Here is a 20566-nt window from a genome sequence, read left to right on the forward strand (position 1 = left end):
ACAGGCCGGTGGCGGGCGTGGGCGTGGCACTCACGTGGGTAGACCCCTCGGGCAGATGGTCGAGGCTCGTTCGTCGAAGCCCATCGACGCTGACACGGCGCGCTCGCACGTGTCAACAGCCTTACAGGAAGCCGAATTTAGATTTGTTCAGGCCCTTGTCGAACCGGTAACCCATCGTTAGTGTCACCGAAACATCCAAGCGTTTCGACAGTTTGCTGGAGAAGGGCCGCCCCCATGAGAACTGGGATGAACCGCAGAACTTTCCTGAACTCCGCTGTCTCGGTCAACATCCTGGTGCTGCGCTCCTTCTACCAGGGCACCAGCTCGGAGCTGATCGACGCCGCCCGGATCGACGGCGCCGGCGACTGGCGCATCCTGTGGTCGGTCGTCCTGCCCACCTCACGGGCCGTCACCGCGGTGATCGCCCTGTTCTACGCGGTCGGCTACTGGAACTCCTTCTTCAACGTCCTGCTCTACATGCCGACGGACAGTCAGAAGTGGCCCCTGCAGGACGTGCTGCTGACGTACGTCAACCGCGGCAACGGCCTGCCGGGCTCGGTGAACTCCGGCTTCGGCAGCGTCCACCAGCAGACCGCGCCGCTGTCGCTGCAGATGGCCGTGGTGGTGCTCACCCTGGTCCCGATGCTGCTCGCCTACCCGTTCGTCCAGAAGCACCTGCGCACGGGCGTGCTCACCGGCGCGATCAAGGGCTGAGCCCGACCGACCCTTAAGGAAGTGGACCGATGGTGACCCTCGCCGACGTGGCCAGGCACGCGGGCGTGTCCGCCAGCACCGTCAGCTACGCGCTGAGCGGGAAGCGATCGATCTCGCGGAAGACCCGCACCCGCATCGAGCAGGCCATCACGGCGCTCGACTACCACCCCAACGCGGGAGCCCGGGCACTGGCCGGAAAGCGCTCGCACATCATCGCGCTGATGGTGCCGCTGCACACCGAGGTGCACGTGCCGACCATGATGGAGATCGCCATCGCGGTCACCGTCGCGGCCCGCGAGCACGGCTACGACGTGCTGCTGCTCACCAACGACGAGGGCCCCGACGGCGTCCAGCGGGTCGCCGCCAGCGGCCTGGCCGACGGCGTCATCCTGATGGACGTCCGCCTCGACGACGAGCGCGTCCCCGTCCTGCACGCCCGGGGCGTGCCCGCCGCGCTGATCGGCCTGCCCGCCGACCCGGCCGGACTGTCCTGCGTCGACCACGACTTCACCACCGCGGGCGCCCTGTGCGCCGACCACCTGGCCGACCTCGGCCACCGCGACGTCGCGTTCATCGGCTACGGCAGCGCCGTCTACCGCCGGCACGCCGGCTACGCGGAGCGCACCGTCCAGGGCTTCCGGGACCGCGCCGAACAGCGCGGCGTGCGCTTCCTGCACCGCCCCTGCGAGGGCACCTACGAGTCCACCGCCGGCACCCTGGCCCGGATCCTCGCCGACCGGCCCGACACCACCGGGTTCGTCGTGCAGAACGAGGGCGCGATCGGCCCGCTGCTCAACCTGCTGCGGGCCGGCGGGCGGACCGTCCCCGAGGACGCCTCGGTGATCGCCATCTGCCCGGACGCGCTCGCCGAGCAGCACTCCCCCCGGCTCACCGCCGTGACCAGTCCGAAGAAGGAGCTCGGGCAGCTGGCCGTCGACCAGGTGATGGCCCGGATCACGGCGGTGGCCGACGGCTTCGAACCGAAGGACGAACTGCTGCTGGTGGCACCGGACCTGATGGTCCGGGAGAGCACCGCCCCCGCCCCGCACCGCACCACATCCCGTCCCTGACGCCACGGAAGCTGAGATTTCCCATGACGATTCGCCGACTCACCGACCGGCTCGGCGGCCTCGCGTTCGGCGGGGACTACAACCCCGAGCAGTGGGACGCCGAGGTGTGGAAGGAGGACGACGAGCTGATGCGCCGGGCCGGGGTCAACCTGGCCACCGTCGGCGTGTTCTCCTGGGCCCTGCTGGAGCCGGCGGAGGGCCGCTACGACTTCGGCTGGCTCGACGCCCACCTCGACCGGCTGCACGCCGCCGGCGTCGCCGTCGACCTGGCCACCCCGACCGCCTCCCCGCCGCCCTGGTTCACCCTGGCCCATCCGGACGCCCTGCCGGTCACCCCCGAGGGCGTCCGCCTCACCCACGGCAGCCGCGACACCTACTGCCTGGCCGCCCCCGCCTACCGCCAGGCCGCCCGCCGGATCGCCGGCGCGCTGGCCGAACGCTACGCCGACCACCCGGCGCTGGCCCTGTGGCACGTGCACAACGAGTACGTGACGCTGTGCTGGTGCGAGCACACCGCGGCCGCCTTCCGGGTCTGGCTGCGCGAGCGCCACGGTTCCCTGGACGCCCTCAACGAGGCCTGGGGGACGGCGTTCTGGAGCCAGCGCTACAGCAGCTGGGAACAGGTCCAGCCGCCGCGCGCCACCCAGTGGCACGGCAACCCCGGCCGGTCCGTGGACTTCAGCCGCTTCTTCTCCGACCTGACCATCGCCGCCTACCGGGAGCAGCGCGACGCGATCCGCGCGCACAGCGACCTCCCGGTCACCACCAACTTCATGCTGCCGGGCTACCAGAACCTGGACCTGTGGGCGTTCGGCCGCGAGGTGGACGTGGTGTCCGTCGACCACTACCCCACCGCGTCCGGCCGGGGCGCCGCCGCCGACACCGCGTTCGGCGCCGACCGGGCCCGTTCCTTCGCCGGCGGCGCGCCCTGGCTGCTCATGGAGCAGGGCACCAACACCGTCTACGCCGGGGACCGAGTCCTGGCCAAGGAGCCCGGCGACATCCTGCGCCACTCGCTCGGCCACATCGCCCGCGGCTCGGAGGGCGCGCTGTTCTTCCAGTGGCGCCAGTCCAAGGCCGGCGCCGAGTTCTTCCACTCCGCGATGGTCCCGCACGCCGGGGCCGACAGCCGCACCTTCCGCGAGACGGCGGCCACCGGCGCGGCCGTCGGCCGGCTCGCCGAACTCGCCGGCTCCACCGTGCGCGCCGAGGCCGCCGTCCTGCACGACTCCGACGCCTGGTGGGCGATGAACGTGGACGGCCTGCCGTCCGGCGAACTCGACTACCACGGCGAGCTGCGCCGCGCCCACCGCGCGCTGTGGGACGCCGGCGTCACCACCGACTTCGCCCACCCCGAACGGGAGTTGAGCCGCTACCGGCTGGTCCTCGCCCCCGCCCTGTTCCTGCTCTCCGACGCGGGCGCGGCCAACCTGCGCGCCTATGTCGAGGGCGGCGGCACCCTGCTGGTGCAGCCGTTCAGCGGCGCCGTCGACGAGCGCATGCACGCCCGGCTCGGCGGCTACCCGGCCGCGCCGCTGCGCGAGGCGCTCGGCATCCGGGTCGAGGAGTACCGGCCGCTGCCGCGCACCTCGGAGCTGCTCCTCACGGACGGCTCGCGGGCCACGGCCTGGAGCGAGTCGCTGCGCACCGAGGGCGCCGAGACCGTCGCCGCCTACCCGGACGGCATGCTGGCCGGCTCCCCCGCCCTGACCCGCCACGCCTTCGGCGCCGGCCACGCCTGGTACCTCTCCACCCGGCTCGACGACGCGTCCTACGGCGCGCTGGTCGCCCGGCTCACCGCGGACGCGGGCCTGGCCCCGGACCTCCCGGGCCTGCCGCCGACCGTCGAGTCGGTCACCCGGCACGCCCCGGACGGCCGCCGCTGGCACCTGCTGATCAACCACGGCCCGGACGCCGCGCCGCTCCCCGAGCCCGCCCACGACCTGCTGACCGACGGCCCGCTCGCCGAACTCCCGCCCGGCGGCTGCGCCGTCCTGCGCGCGCACTGATCCCGGCCCGTCCGCCCCCCTTCCCCGACCGCGGCGGACGGGCCGCCCTCCACTCACGGGCTGACGATCCGTCACTCTTCCGCTCCTTCCCGCCACCTGACGGCCCACCACCGCAGCCGACTCGCCCCCATGCGAGGACCTCGCCATGACCGACGCACCCATCACCGTCCGCTGGGGCCACCACGCCCTGGCCCTCACCATCGACCTCGCCGAGGACGGCACCGCCCGCCTGCGCCACCTCGGCCGGCCCGGCGACACCCCGGCGCCCGCCGCTGCCGCGCTCCCGCTGGTCGAAGCCACCGCCGCCGGCCACGGGCGGTACTGGTCGGGCCGCCACCTGATCGACACCACCATCGGCGCCCGGCTGCGCCACCGCGGCCACACCGTCGGCCGGGACGGCGACTGGCACCTGCTCACCGTCGACCTGCACGACCCCGTCACCGGCCTGGCCGCCGAGGTGAACTACCGCTCCCCGGACGGCATCCCCGTGCTGCGCGCCGAGGTGGTGCTGCGTAACGAGGGCCGCGAGCCGCTGCACCTGGAGTCGGCGTCCTCCCTGGTGGTGGGCGCCCTCACCACCGGCGACCCGGCCGAGCTGGACGCCGCCGAGCTGCTCTGGGCGGAGAACGACTGGATGGCCGAGGGCCGTTGGCAGCGCGAACCGCTGCGCACCGCCTTGGCAACCCTCGGTCTCCCGCTTCCCCGGGCCGGGCGGGATCCACCAGGTGCTGGACCGCATCCGCGAGCGCGGCATGGTGCCCGGCCTGTGGCTGGAGCCGGAGGCGGTCGGGGTGTCCAGCCCGCTGGCGAAGTCACTGCCCGAGGAGGCGTTCTTCCGGCGCGACGGGCAGCGGATCGAGGAGGGAGGCGGCCGCCACCACCTCGACCTGCGCCACCCGGCCGCCCGGGCGCACCTGGACGCGGTGGTGGACCGCCTGGTCGCCGACTGGGGCGTCGGCTACCTGAAACTGGACCACAACACCGACCCCGGCTCCGGCACCAGCGCCCACCCCGGGGAGGCCCCGGCGGCCGGCCTGCTCGGCCACAACCGGGCCCAACTCGACTGGCTGGACGGCCTGTTGGACCGGCACCCGGACCTGGTGCTGGAGAACTGCGCGTCCGGCGCCATGCGGACCGACCACGCCCTGCTGTCCCGGATGCAGCTGCAGTCCACCAGCGACCAGCAGGACCTGCTGCGCTACCCGCCGATCGCGGCGGCCGCCCCCACGGCCGTCACCCCGGAGCAGGGCGCCGTGTGGAGCTACCCGCAGCCCGAGGACTCGCCGGACGAGGTGGCCTTCACCATGGCGAGCGCGCTGCTGGGCCGGATCCACCTCTCCGGGAAGCTCACCGAACTCGGCCCGGACGAGGCTGCGTCGGTGCGCGAGGCGGTGGCCGTCCACAAGTCGCTGCGCGCCGAGCTGCCGCACGCCGTGCCGTGCTGGCCGCTGGGCCTGCCGCGCTGGGACGACCCGTGGGTCGCGCTCGCGCTGCGCACCGCGGGCGGCGACACCCTGCTGACGGTCTGGCGCCGCCCGGGAGCGGACGCCACCACCACCCTGCACCTGCCGCACCTACGACGCCGCCATCCCGCAGGGCGGGAGCGTCCGGTGGGGCTTCCGGGCCACCTGGTCCGGCAGTGATGCCAATCCCCCGGCCTTCTGGCTGAACGGCGCCTCCTGCGCCATCGGCTAGCCGGCCGCACCAGCGGCGCCCCGGGTGCCCGACCCGGCCCGGGGCGCCGCCCGAACCGCACCATCGAGAGGAACCGATCCCGTGTCAGGCCAGCAGTCGGCGGCGAGCACCGTCACCAACCCGGTGATCCCGGGCTTCCACCCCGACCCGAGCATCTGCCGCGTGGGCGAGGACTACTACCTCGTCTGCTCCAGCTTCGAGTACTTCCCCGGCATCCCGGTCTTCCACAGCCGGGACCTGGTGAACTGGACCCAGATCGGCAACGCCCTGGACCGGCCGAGCCAGCTGACGCTGCCGCCCGAGATGCCCTCCTCCGCCGGGATCTACGCGCCGACCCTGCGCCACCACGACGGCCGGTTCTGGCTGATCGTCACCAACGTGGGCTCCTCCGGCAACGTGCTCTTCACCGCCACCGACCCGGCCGGGCCGTGGTCCGACCCGCTGCCGCTGCCCGACGTCCCGGGCATCGACCCGGACCTCGCCTGGGACGAGGACGGCACCTGCTGGGTCACCGTCGCCGGGGTCTCCCAGCAGCGCCTGGACCTCGCGACCGGCAGGTCGCTGAGCGAGTCGCAGCCGCTGTGGTCCGGCTCCGCCGGCGCGCAGGCCCCCGAGGCGCCGCACCTGTACCGGATCGGCGCGTGGTGGTACCTGCTGATCGCCGAGGGCGGCACCGAGCGCGGCCACAGCGTCGCCATCGCCCGCGGACGCTCGCCCCAGGGCCCGTTCGAGCCGTGCCCGCACAACCCGGTCCTGACCCACCGCGGCACCCACCACCCGATCCAGAACACCGGCCACGCCGACCTGGTCCAGGCGCCCGACGGCTCCTGGTGGATGGTGCTGCTCGCCGTGCGTCCGCGCGGCGGCACCCCTGGCTGGCACGTGCTCGGCCGGGAGACCTTCCTCACCCCGGTCGACTGGGTGGACGGCTGGCCGGTGGTCGGCGCACTCGAACTCGAGTCGCCCGCGCCCGCCTGGCCGCTGCACCCGGTGCCCGCCGCACCGGTCCGCGACGACTTCGACCAGCCCGACCTGCAGCCGAGTTGGATCTCGGTGCGCGAGCGCCCGGCGCAGCTGGTCACCACCAAGGAGCGCGCCGGCTGGCTCACCCTGCACGCCGCCGGGGCCTCGCTCGACGAGCCGGACGCGGTGTTCGTCGGCCGCCGCCAGCAGCACCTGACCTGCGGGGTGCGCGCCCTGGTCGACGCCTCCGCGGGTCGCGGCGGCCTCGCCATCCGGCTCGACGAGCGGCACCACTACGAGATCGAGGCGACCGCCGGCCGGGTCACGGTGTTCGCCCGGATCGGGCCGCTGCGCACCGAGGTGGGCTCCGCGACGGTGCCCGAGGGCCCGGTGGTGCTCGGCCTGGAGATCGCCCCGCACCCGCCGGAGGGCGCCCGGACCAGCCCGGACCTGCTCTCCTTCGGGATCGAGCAGCCCGACGGCGCCTTCACCGTGCTCGGCTCGCTGGAGGGCCGCTACCTGTCCACCGAGGTGGCGGGCGGCTTCACCGGCCGGGTGATCGGCCTGTACGCCGCGGCCGGCACGGTGCACGCCGACTGGTTCGACTACCGCCCCCACCACAGCTCCTGACGAGCCGTCAGGCCTCCCTCCACCCACCCGCTCGACGAAAGGCACGGCAATGATCGACGCCCAGACCGCCCGCCCGCGCAGCCGCCGGCTGCGCCGGTCCGCGACCCTGCTGGTGGCCCTGGTCACCACCGGCGGCCTCACCGCCGGTCCCGCGTTCGCCTCCCCGGCCGCCCCGGACGCGGCGCAGCAGACCGCGGGCGTCCACGTCCCCAAGGACCGGATGGCCGCGCTCGCCGCGATGCAGCCCAGCTGGAACCTCGGCAACACCCTCGACGCCATCCCCGACGAGACGTCCTGGGGCAACCCGCTGGCCACCAAGGCGCTGTTCGACAAGATCCGCTCGGAGGGCTTCCGCAGCGTCCGCATCCCGGTCACCTGGTACCCGCACGAGTCCGCCACCGCCCCGTACACCATCGACGCGACCTACCTGAAGCGCGTCAAGCAGGTGGTCGACCTGGCGCAGGCGGCCGGCCTGTACGCCGAGATGAACGTGCACCACGACTCGTGGCAGTGGATATCGAACATCGCCACCGACCACGACAACGTGATGGCGCGGTTCAACTCCACCTGGCAGCAGATCGCCACCGCCCTCAAGGACGAGCCGCGCAGCCTGCTCATGGAGAGCGTCAACGAGCCGTCGTTCGCCAACGGCACCACCGACGCGCAGAAGAAGCAGTACATGAACGAGCTGAACACCTCGTTCTTCACCATCGTCCGCAAGTCCGGCGGCAACAACAAGAACCGCCTGCTCGTCCTGCCCACCCAGGGCTGCACCCCGTCCGACGAGCTGATGAACGACCTGTCGGCCACCATCAACTCGCTGCACGACCCGAACCTGGTGGCCACCGTCCACTACTACAGCTACTGGCCGTTCAGCGTGAACATCGCCGGCACCACCACCTACGACGCCACCACCCAGAAGGACCTGAACGACGCCTTCGCGCGGATGCGCACCATCTTCACCAGCAAGGGCGTCCCGGTCTACCTGGGCGAGTACGGCCTGCTCAGCGAGCCGAACTCGGGCACCGTCGAGAACGGCGAGATGCTGAAGTACTACGAGGAGCTGGGCTACCAGGCCCGGACCAGCCACGTCACCAGCGCGCTGTGGGACGACGCCAACTTCCTCAACCGCAGCTCCCTGCAGTGGCGCGAGCCGGACCTGATGGCCATGATCAAGCAGTCCTGGACCAGCCGCTCCGGGACGGCCGCCAGCGACAACCTGTTCCTGCCGAAGTCCGGGCCGATCACCGACCAGACCATCGACCTCAACCTGAACGGCACCCGGTTCCTGACGGTGTGGAACGGCAACGCGCAGCTGCGCGACGGCCCGGACTACAAGGTCAAGGACGGCAAGCTCACCCTCTTCGCGTCCGCCCTCACCCGACTGGCCGGCGACCGCTCCTACGGCGTCAACTCGACCGTCGAGCTGTGGTTCTCCGAGGGCGTGGACTGGAAGCTCCACATCATCAGCTCCGACCTGCCGGTGCTGTCCGACGCCACCGGCACCACCGACGGGCTGAGCGTCCCGACCCAGTACCGCGGCGACCAGCTCGCCACCATCGAGTCCAAGTACACCGACGGCACCAACGCCGGCCCGGCCTCCTGGACCGCCTTCCAGGGCTGGGGCTCCAGCTTCGCACCCGACTACGCCGGCAACGCGACCACCTTCACCAAGGAGTTCCTGAGCTCGCTCACGGACGGCCGGACCGCGGTCCTCACCCTCCACTACCGGAGCGGCGCCACCGGGACGTACAAGCTGACCCGCTCGGGCAGCACCGTCACCGGTTCCGCTTCCTGACGACAAGTCCGCAACCCGCCCCGGCCGCCGCTCCGGCAGCCGGGGCTCCTCCCTGACGAGGTGTCAGCGATGTTCCCCCTGCCTCCGCGCGTCCTGTTCGGCGCCGCCTACTACCCCGAGTACCAGCCGTACGACCGGCTGAAGGAGGACCTCGACCTGATGGCCGAGGCGAAGTTCACCGTCATCCGGGTCGGCGAGTCGGTCTGGTCGACCTGGGAGCCGGACAGCGGCCGCTTCGAACTCGAGTGGCTCACCCCGGTGTTGGACGCCGCGCACGCCCGCGGCATCTCGGTGGTGCTCGGCACGCCCACCTACGCGGTGCCGCCGTGGCTGGCCCGCCAGTACCCGGAGATCGCCACCGTGCAGTCCGGCGGCCGGCCCATGGGCTGGGGCTCCCGCCAGGAGGCCGACTTCAGCCACCCCGCCTTCCGCTTCCACGCCGAGCGCGTCACCCGCGCCATCCTCGCCCGGCACGCCGGCCACCCCGCGGTGATCGGCTTCCAGGTCGACAACGAGCCCGGCCTGCACCTGCCGCACAACCACGGCGTCTTCCAGCGCTTCACCGACCACCTGCGCCGGCAGTACGGCGACGTGGAGACCCTCAACCGCGAGTGGGGCCTGGTCTACTGGTCGCACCGGCTGTCCACCTGGGCCGACCTGTGGGAGCCCCACGGCAACCAGCAGCCGCAGTACGACGTCGCCTGGCGGGCGTTCCAGGCCCGGCAGACCACCGAGTTCGTCGCCTGGCAGGCCGCCATCGCGCGCGAGTACGCCCGCCCCGACCAGTTCGTCACCACCTGCCTGGCCTACGGCCACCCGGCGGTGGACGACGACGAGGTGACCGACGCCCTGGACGTGACGGCCGGCAACCCGTACTACGACATGCAGGACGCCCTCACGCTGCCCGACCCCACGCCCGAGGACCACGAGCAGTGGTGGAAGACCACCGGCGTGTGGGCGCTGTTCCAGAGCGCCGACCGGATCTACTCCTCCCGGCAGGAGCCGCTCCTGGTCACCGAGACCAACGCCCAGGCCGTCAGCGGCACTTCGGACAACCGTCCGGCCTTCGACGGGCAGTGGCGGCAGGCCGCCTGGGCGCTGGTCTCCCGGGGCGCGCGGATGATCGAGTACTGGCACTGGCACACCCTGCACTTCGGCACCGAGACCTACTGGGGCGGCATCCTCCCGCACAGCGGCCGGCCCGGCCGGGTCTACGCCGAACTCGCCCGCCTGGGCGCGGAGTTCGAGACGGCGGGCGAGCTGGTGGCCGGGCTCGAACCGGACGCCGACCTGACCATGGTCTACTCGCTGCCCAGCAAGTGGCTGATGCAGAAGTACCCGCCGCTGGCCACCGCCGCCGGCGCCGAGGACTCCGCCTCGTACCACCGCATCTTCGACCCGTTCTACCGCGGCGCCTTCGAGGCCGGCCGCCAGGTGCGGATCCTGCACGCCCGCCAACTCCACGACGCCCGCGGCGAGAAGGAGGGCGTCGACCCGCGGACCGCCGCCCGGCAGCACCCGGTGCTGGTGGTGCCCGGCCTGTACCTGGCCGAGGACTCGCTGCTCGACTGGTTCGCCGCGTACGCCGAGGCCGGCGGCCACCTGGTGCTCGGCCCGCGCACCGGCTACGCCGACCAGGAGGCCCGGGCCCGCCACGAGCCCGCCCCCGCCCGGCTGGTGGCGGCCGCGGGGGTGTCCTACGACGAGTTCAGCAACCTGTCCGCGGACCTCCCGCTGCGCGCCGCCGCGGACAGCCCGCTGGAACTCCCCGCCGACGCCACCGCGACCCGCTGGCTGGACGGTCTGCTGGTCGCGGACGCCACGGTGCTCGCCGAGTACGACCACCCGCACTTCGGCCGCTGGCCCGCCGTCACCACCCGCCGTCACGGCGCCGGCCGGGTCACCTGCGTGGGCACCGTGCCCGGCCGCGCGTCGGCCCGCTCCCTCGCCGCCTGGCTGGCGCCCGCCCCGGTCGGCGGCTGGTCGGGCCTCCCCGAGACGGTCACCGCCACCACCGGCACCTCCCCCGACGGCCGCCGGGTCCACGTCCTGCACAACTGGAGCTGGCAGCCCGCCGAGGCGACCGCCCCCGCCGACCTGACCGACGTGCTGACCCGCACCCCGGTCCCGGCCGGCGCCCCGGTGCCGCTCGGCGCCTGGGGCGTGCGGGTCCTCGTCGCCTCCTGACGCCCCGTCGACGCGAGTGGGGCCGGCCCGTCGGGCCGGCCCCACTCGCGTTGGTCCGTCAGCGGTCCGCGGGTACGCCCCTCAGCGGTCCACCGAGAAGCGGTACACCGTGGTCGAGCGGTACTCGTCGCCCGGCTGCAGCTCGGTGGACGGGTACTCCGGCCGGTTCGGGGAGTCGGGGAAGTGCTGGGTCTCCAGCGCGATCCCCGCGTGGGCCCCGTAGCGCCGCCCGGAGCGTCCGACCAGCGAGCCGTCGAAGGCGTTGCCGGTGTAGACCTGCAGGCCCGGCTCGGTCGTGCGGCACTCGACCCGCCGGCCGCTGGCCGGATGGCTCAGCACCGCGGCCGTGCGCAGCCCCGTCCCGGTCAGCACCCAGTTGTGGTCCCAGCCGCCGCCGGCTCCGGCGAGCTGCGGGTGCTCCGCCGCGATGCGCTCGCCGACCACCCGGGCCGTGCGCAGGTCGAAGGGCGTGCCGTCCACCGGCTCGACCGGGCCGAGCGGGATCAGCTCGGCGTCCACCGGCAGGTAACCGTCGGCCTCGACCCGCAGCATGTGGTCCAGCACCGTCCCCGCGCCCTCGCCCGCCAGGTTGAAGTAGGCGTGGTTGGTGAGGTTGACGACCGTCGGCGCGTCCGTGACGGCCCGGTACTCGATGCTCAACTCGCCCTCGGCGTCGAGCAGGTACGTCACCTCGGCGCTCAGCGCGCCGGGGAAGCCCTGGTCGCCGTCCGGGCTGTGCAGCCGCAGCCGCACCCCGACCCGCGCCCCGTCCCGGACCGGCACGCCCTCCCAGAGCCGGGTGGCGAAGCCGTCCGGGCCGCCGTGCAGGGTGTGCCCGGCGCCGCCGTGGCCGGCCAGCAGGTGCACCGCGCCCTCCAGCGGCAGCACGCCGCCGGCGATCCGGTTGGCGTAGCGGCCGACGGTGGCGCCGAAGTAGGCGCCCTCGCCGAGCAGGTCCGCGACCCGGTCGCTGCCGAGGACGACGTTCACGGTCCGCCCGTCCCGGTCCGGCGCCTGCAGGGCCTGCAGGCGGGCACCGAGGCTGAGCACCTCCGCCGTCACCCCGCCGGGGGCGCCGAAGGTCCAGCGGGTGATCCACCGCCCGTCGGCCAGGGCGGCGGCGTTGTCCTGGGTGACCGTCAGCGGTCCGTGCGACACGAGTGCGTTGGGCGGCATGGGCAGCTCCTCAAAAACTGTTAGCGCTAACACTATTCCCGTCGCCCAGCTCGCCGCTACCGCCTCGCCGCCACCGGTCGGGACGAGTTCCCGGAGTCCCACAAGAATACTCCGTTAACGCTAACAGAAGCTCCCCCGATGATTTGGCATGGCGTCATAAAGCCGCTGCTCACAGGAGGTTTGGAGGCTCGCCGACAGGTTTGACGCCCTCATGGCTGGCTCATACGCTCCGGGGCGCCGGATGATCCCGTGGCCGTTCTCCGATCGGAGCACCGATGTCCAAACCCCTCCTGCGCCGCCCCCTCGTCCGCTCCGTCCTGGTGGGCGCGCTCCCCGCGGCTGCCGCCCTGGGCAGCCCGGTCAGCGCCCCGGCCGCGCAGGCCACCGGCGAGGGCGGGTCGTTCTCCGTGCTGACGTACAACGTCGCCGGCCTGCCGCAGGTGCTGTCCAGCGCCTCGACCGACCGGCAGTCCAGCACCACCGCCATCGGGAGCCGGCTGGCGCCGTACGACGTCGTGAACGTCCAGGAGGACTTCAACTACCACGCCGCGCTGTACGCCGCCGACTCCCACCCGTACCGGACGGCGACCAGCGGCGGGGCGGGCATCGGCAGCGGCCTCAACACCCTGTCCGGCCTCGCCTACGACACCGACGACTTCGAGCGGGTCAAGTGGCGGGACTGCCAGCTCGACTCCGGCGACTGCCTCACCCCCAAGGGGTTCACCTTCACGCGGACCCGGCTGGCCGAGGGCGTGTACGTGGACTTCTACAACCTCCACGCGAACGCGGGCACGGCGACCGGTGACGAGGCCGCCCGCGCCGCCAACCTGGCGCAGCTCACCGGCTACATCAGGACCCATTCGGCCGGGAACGCCGTCGTCGTGATGGGCGACACCAACACCCGCTACACGCGCGCCGACGACACCATCGCCGCCTTCGCCGCCGACAACCGGCTGACCGACGCGTGGGTGCAGCTGGAGCGCGGCGGCGTCGCGCCGACCCGGGGCGCCGACCCGCTGCTGTGCGACCAGAACGCGCCCACCGACACCTGCGAGATCGTCGACAAGGTCCTGTACCGCAGCAGCGCGCTGGTCTCGCTGGGCGCGACCTCGTACGCCAACCGGCACGCCGACTTCCTGGACGGCTCCGGCCGGATGCTCTCCGACCACGACCCGGTCGCCGTCGGCTTCACCTGGAGCCGGAACCCGGCCTACCTGGCGAGCGAGCAGTTCGGCGGCCCGCACGGCGACTTCTACGACGACGTCGACCGCGTTCCGGCCGGGGCGCAGGCCGCCGTGGTCAGCCTGCGGGCCGGCGCCCGCGTCGACCAGGTCGGCCTCACCCTCGGCAACGGCACCGTCCTCACCCACGGGGGCTCCGGCGGCACCGCCTCCTCGCTCACCCTGGGCAGCGGCGAGTACCTGACCGCGGCCACCCTCTGCCAGGGCTCGTACAGCGGGCACACCCGCATCTTCTACGCCTCGTTCACCACCAACCTGGGCCGGTCGCTGGCCGGCGGCACCACGACCGCGGACTGCGTGACCCGCACCGCGCCCGCCGGCTGGCAGCTCGCCGGGTTCCAGGGGCGCGCCGGCGACGAGGTCGACAAGCTCGGCTTCCTCCTCACCCGCCGCTGACCGTCCCTCACCTCCCGACCACCGCGCACCCCCCGGCCCGGGCCGCCACCCGGGCCGGGAAACCTCCCGACCACCGCGCACCCCCCGGTCCGGGCCGCCACCCGGGCCGGGGAACCTCCCGCCCTTCCGGACGACCGCTCCGCCCCACCGGGCCACCCACCGCAGGAAGACCAGCGATGAACGATCAGCAGCAACCCCTGGACCGCCGCCGTTTCCTGCGCAGCTCCGCAGGCACCTCCCTCGGCCTGCTCGCCGCGCCCACCGCCCTGAGCCTGCTGGTCGCCCCGCAGCGGGCCGCCGCGGCGCCCGCGGGCCCCGCCCAGGGCGCCGCCTTCGTGGACTCCTACACGACCAACACGATGGCCGACCTCACCCCGGAGGGGAACGCGGCCGTACGCATCCTCACCGGGATGAACCGGATCTGGCACACCGGCGCCTCCTGGAACGACGGCTCGCCGCTGCTGGCCGACATCCTGCGCGCCAACGTGCGCTACTGCGTGCGGGTCACCACCCAGCGCACCGCGGCACAGGCCAGGGAAGCCTTCGTCTACGACCGCCAGCACCAGAGTTACGCCGTCATCGCCGGCCTCGGCCCGCTCGCCGACCTGTACCGCACCGGCGCGCGGGCGGTCACCTCGATCACCACCGCGCCCGACTCCACCCCGCCCGCGAAGATCGACGACGCCGTCCCCGCCGACGCGCCCGCCGGCTCCGCGCTGGGCCCCGGCGCCGCCGACTCGGAGCTGGGGCAGGTGGTCGCCCTGGTCAACACGCTCCGCGGACCGTACGCCTCCGGCAACCCCTCCAAGTACGCCTACCGGTACCCGCGTCCCTGGCGCCTGACCGAGGACAGCGCGGTCGTCGACACCGGCGCCACCGACGCGCTCGGCTTCCCGGTCTACGCCTCGGACGTCGTCGTCGCCCCGCAGCTGCTGCGCCAGCGCAACACCTCCCCGGCCGACGACGGCGGCTTCGTGAGCGGGCACACGAACGCCTTCCACCTGGCCGCGCTGGCCCTCGCGTACGCGGTGCCCGAGCGCTTCCAGGAGCTGATCGCCCGGGCGTTCGAGCTCAGCCACACCCGGATCACCGCGGGCATGCACTCCCCGCTCGACGTCATCGGCGGCCGCACCCTCGCCACCGCGCTCGCCGCCGCCACCCTCGCCGACCCGCGCAACGCCGCACTCAAGGCCGCCGCCCGGAGCCAGGCCGCCGAGTACTTCCGGTCGCGGACCGGCACCACGGCCGACACCCTGTACGCCTTCGCCCACCGGGCCACCAGGGCCGAGGACCCGTACGCCGACCGCGCTACCAACGCCGAGCAGGTCACCCCCCGGCTGACGTACGTCCTGCGCCCCGGCGGCCGGGACGTCCCGATGACCGTGCCCAAGGGGGCCGAGGTGCTGCTGGAGACCCGCCTTCCTTACCTCGACGCCGCCCAGCGCCGCGAGGTGCTGCGCAGCACCGCCCTGCCCTCCGGCTACGTCCTGCTGGACGGCCCGGAGATGTGGGGACGGCTCAACCTGTTCGCCGCGGCCGACGGCTACGGCTCGTTCGCGCGGGACGTGACCGTGGAACTCGACGCCGCCGCGGGCGGGTTCGGCGCGGCCGACGCCTGGCGCAACGACATCGACGGCCCCGGCGGCCTCACCAAGCGCGGCACCGGGACGCTGGCCCTGACCGGCACCAACCGCTACACGGGCACCACCGTGGTGGCGGCCGGGGTCCTCACCGCCGCCTCCCGCGACGCCCTCGGGCGCGGCGACGTCCAGGTCCGCGGCGGCACCCTGCGCCTCGACGCCGAGCCGGGCGCCGTCCGGGTGCACGGCGACTACCTGCAGTCGGCCGCCGGGACGCGCCTGGAGGTGACGCTGTCTCACCACCGCGGGCCCGCCCTGACGGTCGCGGGCCGGGTGACGCTGGGCCGCGGCGCGCAGCTCGTCCTGCGGCTGCCGGACGCCCGCGCGCTGGGCGACGACGTGGTGCTGCCGGTGATCGGCGGACGCAGCCTGCAGGGCGGGTTCGGCACCGTCACGGTCGACGCGGCCGGGTACCGGGCGACGCCGCTGTACGCGCACGACGGCCTGGCGGTGCGGCTGACCCGCTGCTGAGCGCCGCCCGCGCTGCGGGATTGTTAACGCTCACACCACGTGTCGTCAAGCCCTGGGCGAAAGCGGCCGACCCGAGCCCTGCGCGAGACCCAACGGTAATGCGAGCACTCTTGACGACCGTTCTGTGAGCGTTAACACTCAGGTAACAGCAGGCCAGGACACCCACAGCGTCCCGGTCTCACCCAACTCGATACCGAGCGCTCCCGGTCTCACCGACTGCCGGACCGGCCCCGCTCGTGCTCGACCCCCTGCTCGTCCGATGGTCGGCCGCCACCCCAGGTCCGGCCGGCCTCGGCGTCTTCCTGGAGGAACTGTGCGGAAGCTTTCGATGGCCCTCGCCGCTGCGGGCCTGGCGCTCTCCCTGGCCGCGTGCGGTCAGAGCTCGAACGGTGTCGGTGACGGCGCGCCCAAGAGCGGCGACGCCAAGGGCGGGCTGGTCGGCATCGCGATGCCGACCAAGTCGTCGGAGCGCTGGATCAACGACGGCAACAACATGGTCAAGGAGTTCCAGTCCAAGGGCTACAAGACCGACCTCCAGTACGGCGACAACGTCGTCGAGAACCAGGTCTCGCAGATCGAGAACATGATCACCAAGGGCGCCAAGCTGCTGGTGGTCGCGGCGATCGACGGCTCCTCGCTCACCGACGTGCTGCAGAAGGCCGCTGACGCCCACATCCCGGTCATCTCCTACGACCGGCTGATCCGCGGCACCGCCAACGTCGACTACTACGCGACGTTCGACAACTTCAAGGTCGGCGTGCTCCAGGGCATCTACATCGCCGAGAAGTTGGGCCTCAAGGACGGCAAGGGCCCGTTCAACATCGAGCTGTTCGCCGGCTCCCCGGACGACAACAACGCCAACTTCTTCTTCAACGGCGCGATGAGCGTCCTCAAGCCCTACGTCGACGACAAGAAGCTGGTCGTCCAGAGCGGGCAGACCGCGCTCAACCAGGTGGCCACGCTCCGCTGGGACGGCGCGCTCGCCCAGTCGCGGATGGACAACCTGCTCAGCAAGTCCTACACCTCCACCCGCGTCGACGCCGTCCTCTCCCCGTACGACGGCATCTCCATCGGCATCATCTCCTCGCTCAAGGGCGTCGGCTACGGCGGCAGCGGCAAGGCCCTGCCGATCGTCACCGGTCAGGACGCCGAACTGGCGTCGGTGAAGTCGATCATCGCGGGTGAGCAGACCCAGACCGTCTACAAGGACACCCGCCAGCTCGCCAAGGTCGCGGTCCAGATGGGCGACGCGCTGCTCACCGGCGGCAAGCCCGAGACCAACGACACCACCCAGTACAACAACGGCGTCAAGGTCGTCCCGGCCTACCTGCTCCAGCCCGTGAGCGTGGACAAGGACAACTACCAGAAGGTGCTCGTCGACGGCGGCCAGTACACCGCGGACCAGCTGAAGTAGCCTTCGCAGCCTCCGCGGCCCGCAGCAGCCCGGGCGGGGGCGGACGACCAGAAGCGTCCGCTTCCGCCCGCCCCCACTCCACCCGTCCCCAGCCGAAACGGATGCACCACATGGCCGGACCCGTCCTCGAGATGCGTTCGATCACCAAGACGTTCCCCGGTGTCAGAGCGCTCTCCGACGTCAACCTCACCGTCGCCGCCGGCGAGGTCCACGCCATCTGCGGCGAGAACGGCGCGGGCAAGTCCACCCTGATGAAGGTGCTCAGCGGGGTCTACCCGCACGGCTCCTACGAGGGCGAGATCCTCTTCCAGGGCGAGCCCTGCCGGTTCAGGGACATCCGCGCCAGCGAGCAGCGCGGGATCGTGATCATCCACCAGGAACTCGCCCTGGTGCCGTACCTGTCCATCGCGGAGAACATCTTCCTCGGCAACGAGCACGCCAGCCGCGGGATCATCAGCTGGAACCGGACGCTCACCCACGCCCGGGAGCTGCTGCGCCGGGTCGGCCTGCACGAGAGCCCGCAGACCCGCATCGCCGACATCGGCGTGGGCAAGCAGCAGTTGGTCGAGATCGCCAAGGCGCTGGCCAAGGAGGTCAAGCTCCTCATCCTCGACGAGCCGACCGCCGCGCTCAACGACGAGGACAGCCGCAAGCTGCTCGACCTGATCCTGGAGCTCAAGGCCCAGGGCATCTCCTGCATCATCATCTCGCACAAGCTGAACGAGATCGCCCGGGTGGCCGACGCCATCACCATCCTGCGCGACGGCCAGACCATCGAGACCCTCGCGATCGGCGCCGAGGGCATCTCCGAGGACCGGATCATCCGCGGCATGGTCGGCCGCGACCTGGAGCACCGCTACCCGGAGCGCACCCCGCAGCTCGGCGACGTCGCCCTGGCCATCGAGGACTGGACCGTCCAGCACCCCATCGACCACCAGCGCAACGTGGTCGACGGCGTGTCGGTCAACGTCCGGCGCGGCGAGATCGTCGGCATCGCCGGCCTGATGGGCGCGGGCCGCACCGAGCTCGCGATGAGCGTCTTCGGCCGCTCCTACGGGCGGTGGACGGGCGGCCGGGTCCTCATGAACGGCCAGGAGATCCGCACCCGCACCGTGCCCGAGGCGATCGGCCACGGCATCGCGTACGTGACCGAGGACCGCAAGCAGCTCGGCCTCAACCTGATGGACGACATCAGCCGCAACATCTCGCTGAGCGCGCTCGGCAAGGTCGCGCGGCACGGCGTGGTGAACGAGCACGAGGAGACCCGGGTCGCCGAGGGCTTCCGCACCTCCATGAACATCAAGGCCCCCTCGGTGTTCGCGGAGACCGGCAAGCTCAGCGGCGGCAACCAGCAGAAGGTCGTCCTCAGCAAGTGGATCTTCGCGGAGCCCGAGGTGCTGATCCTCGACGAGCCCACCCGCGGGATCGACGTCGGCGCCAAGTCGGAGATCTACACCGTCATCGCCGACCTCGCCGCCCAGGGCAAGGCGGTCCTCGTCATCTCCTCCGAGCTCCCCGAGCTGCTGGGCCTGTGCGACCGCATCTACACCATGGCCGAGGGGCGGCTCACCGGCGAGGTCGAACGGGCGGACGCCACCCAGGAATCCCTCATGCGCCTCATGACCGTGAGCGCGGAACTCCAGAACGAGCAGGTATAACGCATGGCCCAGACCGAGACCACCACCGCGGCCAAGGCCGCCGCACCCGCCGCGGGCACCCGCCCGCCCGTCGCGGCCGTCCTCGTCCAGGCGCTGCGCGGCAACGTCCGCCAGTACGGCATGCTGGTCGCGCTGGCGCTGATCGTGCTGCTGTTCCAGTTCTGGACCGGCGGCATCCTGCTGCAGCCGCTCAACGTCACCAACCTGGTCCAGCAGAACAGTTACATCCTGATCCTGGCCATCGGCATGATGATCGTCATCATCGCCGGGCACATCGACCTGTCGGTCGGCTCGCTGGCCGCGTTCATCGGCGCGGCCGCGGCGGTCATGATGGTCCGTCACTCCGTGCCCTGGCCGCTGACGCTGGTCCTCGCCCTGCTGATCGGCGCCGCCGCCGGGGCCTGGCAGGGCTTCTGGATCGCCTACGTCGGCATCCCCTCGTTCATCGTCACGCTGGCCGGCATGCTGCTGTTCCGCGGCGGCACCCAGATCATGCTGCAGGGCCAGTCGATCGCGCCGTTCCCCAAGGGCTTCCAGAAGATCGGCAGCGGCTTCCTGCCCGAGGTCGGCCCGCACACCAACTACCACAACCTGACCCTCCTGCTCGGCGCCGCCGTGCTCGCGGTGACCATCCTCCAGGAGGTCCGGGGCCGCCGGCAGGCCGCCTCCTACGACCTCGAACTGCTGCCGCTCGGCTTCTTCCTGGCCAAGCTCGCGGTCATCACCGCCGCGGTGGCGGTCTTCACGATGCTGCTCGCCAGCTACCACGGCTTCCCGATCGTGCTGCTGATCCTCGGCGTGCTGCTGTTCGCCTTCGGCTACCTGATGCGCAACTCCATCATCGGCCGGCACACCTACGCCATCGGCGGCAACGAGGCGGCCGCCAAGCTCTCGGGCGTGCGCAGCAAGCGCGTCGTCTTCCTCGCCTTCGTCAACATGGGCGTGCTCGCCGCGCTGGCCGGCCTGGTCTTCGCCGCCCGCCTCAACGCCGGCACCCCCCAGGCCGGCATCAACTTCGAACTGGAGGCGATCGCCGCCGCGTTCATCGGCGGCGCCTCCGCCAGCGGCGGCGTCGGCACCGTCCTCGGCGCGATCATCGGCGGCCTGGTCCTCGGCGTCCTCAACAACGGCATGTCGCTGGTCGGCATCGGCACCGACTACCAGCAGGTGATCAAGGGCCTGGTCCTGCTCGCCGCCGTCGGCTTCGACGTCTACAACAAGCGCAAGGTCGGCTCCTGACCCGCACCACCCACAGCCCCACATCTCCACCCCCCTCCGCCCGGTCCCCCGACCGGGCGGAGTCGTGTCCGCCCCCACCACCCATCACCACCTCCGTCCACTGGCTGGTCCGGGCCCACCGGAACGTGTGGCGGCATCGCTCAGAGGGCGTTTCGTCCCGTTGTTTTGTCCGGAGATGAATGGCTTGGTCATGGTTCATGTGCCGCGCCATGTCGGGGTGGTTTCGTTGGTGAGTCGGCGGGTCATGAGGTTGATCATCGCGAGG

General features: G+C 72.4%; 13 protein-coding genes and 1 pseudogene. 13 read left to right on the forward strand and 1 reads right to left on the reverse strand.

Annotation, left to right across the window (positions count from 1 at the left end; all coding sequences use genetic code 11):
* Positions 1-246: 246 nt before the first annotated feature.
* The 8 genes and pseudogenes from AB0K51_RS33180 to AB0K51_RS33215 all read left to right on the forward strand — a co-directional run bounded on the left by AB0K51_RS33180 (position 247) and on the right by AB0K51_RS33215 (position 11066).
* The gene (locus AB0K51_RS33180) at positions 247-714 is read left to right on the forward strand and encodes an ABC transporter permease subunit (protein ID WP_363461737.1); all 468 of its coding nucleotides are present in this window, start codon (positions 247-249) and stop codon (positions 712-714) included.
* Positions 715-743: 29 nt separating this feature from the next.
* On the forward strand, positions 744-1784 hold the full coding sequence (locus tag AB0K51_RS33185; RefSeq protein WP_363461739.1) for a LacI family DNA-binding transcriptional regulator: 1041 nt from the start codon (positions 744-746) through the stop codon (positions 1782-1784).
* Positions 1785-1807: 23 nt separating this feature from the next.
* Positions 1808-3793 (forward strand): beta-galactosidase, encoded by a 1986-nt coding sequence (locus AB0K51_RS33190; RefSeq protein WP_363461741.1) that lies wholly within the window; start codon positions 1808-1810, stop codon positions 3791-3793.
* A 145-nt stretch (positions 3794-3938) separates the two neighbouring features.
* Positions 3939-5361: pseudogene (locus tag AB0K51_RS33195) on the forward strand (alpha-galactosidase); the annotation flags it as partial.
* Between the two features lie 19 nt (positions 5362-5380).
* Positions 5381-5488: a hypothetical protein gene (locus tag AB0K51_RS33200; protein WP_363461759.1), complete on the forward strand. Its 108-nt coding sequence runs from the start codon at positions 5381-5383 to the stop codon at positions 5486-5488.
* A gap of 81 nt (positions 5489-5569) precedes the next feature.
* Entirely contained in the window at positions 5570-7081 is a 1512-nt protein-coding gene (locus AB0K51_RS33205; protein WP_363461743.1) for a glycoside hydrolase family 43 protein, read from the forward strand.
* Between the two features lie 49 nt (positions 7082-7130).
* Positions 7131-8879, forward strand: coding sequence for a cellulase family glycosylhydrolase (locus AB0K51_RS33210; protein ID WP_363461745.1), 1749 nt, complete (start codon positions 7131-7133; stop codon positions 8877-8879).
* Between the two features lie 69 nt (positions 8880-8948).
* Positions 8949-11066, forward strand: coding sequence for a beta-galactosidase (locus AB0K51_RS33215; RefSeq protein ID WP_363461747.1), 2118 nt, complete (start codon positions 8949-8951; stop codon positions 11064-11066).
* 81 nt (positions 11067-11147) lie between these two features.
* Here the strand turns inward: AB0K51_RS33215 and AB0K51_RS33220 are convergent, their stop codons facing one another.
* Complete coding sequence (locus AB0K51_RS33220; RefSeq protein WP_363461749.1) at positions 11148-12242, reverse strand: aldose epimerase family protein; 1095 nt, start codon at positions 12240-12242, stop codon at positions 11148-11150.
* A 275-nt stretch (positions 12243-12517) separates the two neighbouring features.
* Between AB0K51_RS33220 and AB0K51_RS33225 the strand changes: the two genes are divergently transcribed.
* The 5 genes from AB0K51_RS33225 (at position 12518) to mmsB (ending at position 20301) form a co-directional block, all read left to right on the forward strand.
* Positions 12518-13879, forward strand: coding sequence for an endonuclease (locus AB0K51_RS33225; RefSeq protein ID WP_363461751.1), 1362 nt, complete (start codon positions 12518-12520; stop codon positions 13877-13879).
* Between the two features lie 176 nt (positions 13880-14055).
* A complete protein-coding gene (locus AB0K51_RS33230; protein WP_363461753.1) occupies positions 14056-15990 on the forward strand; it encodes a phosphatase PAP2 family protein in 1935 nt (644 codons plus the stop codon).
* A 328-nt stretch (positions 15991-16318) separates the two neighbouring features.
* The gene (chvE, locus tag AB0K51_RS33235) at positions 16319-17404 is read left to right on the forward strand and encodes a multiple monosaccharide ABC transporter substrate-binding protein (RefSeq protein ID WP_363461761.1); all 1086 of its coding nucleotides are present in this window, start codon (positions 16319-16321) and stop codon (positions 17402-17404) included.
* 110 nt (positions 17405-17514) lie between these two features.
* Positions 17515-19062, forward strand: a complete 1548-nt coding sequence (gene mmsA, locus AB0K51_RS33240; RefSeq protein ID WP_363461755.1) for a multiple monosaccharide ABC transporter ATP-binding protein — start codon at positions 17515-17517, stop codon at positions 19060-19062.
* Positions 19063-19065: 3 nt separating this feature from the next.
* Positions 19066-20301 carry a multiple monosaccharide ABC transporter permease gene (gene mmsB, locus AB0K51_RS33245; RefSeq protein WP_363461757.1) on the forward strand — a complete coding sequence of 412 codons (1236 nt, stop codon included), beginning with the start codon at positions 19066-19068 and terminating at the stop codon, positions 20299-20301.
* Positions 20302-20566 lie beyond the last annotated feature (265 nt).

It is taken from the genome of Kitasatospora sp. NPDC049285 (assembly GCF_040678815.1).
GTDB lineage: Bacteria > Actinomycetota > Actinomycetes > Streptomycetales > Streptomycetaceae > Kitasatospora.

Bases quoted from the DNA above. Each gene is read 5' to 3' on its own strand.
- AB0K51_RS33220 (WP_363461749.1), bottom strand. From the start codon at position 12,242: ATGCCGCCCAACGCACTCGTGTCGCACGGACCGCTGACGGTCACCCAG.
- mmsA (WP_363461755.1), top strand. From the start codon at position 17,515: ATGGCCGGACCCGTCCTCGAGATGCGTTCGATCACCAAGACGTTCCCC.
- AB0K51_RS33225 (WP_363461751.1), top strand. From the start codon at position 12,518: ATGTCCAAACCCCTCCTGCGCCGCCCCCTCGTCCGCTCCGTCCTGGTG.
- AB0K51_RS33185 (WP_363461739.1), top strand. From the start codon at position 744: ATGGTGACCCTCGCCGACGTGGCCAGGCACGCGGGCGTGTCCGCCAGC.
- mmsB (WP_363461757.1), top strand. From the start codon at position 19,066: ATGGCCCAGACCGAGACCACCACCGCGGCCAAGGCCGCCGCACCCGCC.
- chvE (WP_363461761.1), top strand. From the start codon at position 16,319: ATGGCCCTCGCCGCTGCGGGCCTGGCGCTCTCCCTGGCCGCGTGCGGT.
- AB0K51_RS33180 (WP_363461737.1), top strand. From the start codon at position 247: ATGAACCGCAGAACTTTCCTGAACTCCGCTGTCTCGGTCAACATCCTG.
- AB0K51_RS33210 (WP_363461745.1), top strand. From the start codon at position 7,131: ATGATCGACGCCCAGACCGCCCGCCCGCGCAGCCGCCGGCTGCGCCGG.
- AB0K51_RS33215 (WP_363461747.1), top strand. From the start codon at position 8,949: ATGTTCCCCCTGCCTCCGCGCGTCCTGTTCGGCGCCGCCTACTACCCC.
- AB0K51_RS33190 (WP_363461741.1), top strand. From the start codon at position 1,808: ATGACGATTCGCCGACTCACCGACCGGCTCGGCGGCCTCGCGTTCGGC.
- AB0K51_RS33230 (WP_363461753.1), top strand. From the start codon at position 14,056: ATGAACGATCAGCAGCAACCCCTGGACCGCCGCCGTTTCCTGCGCAGC.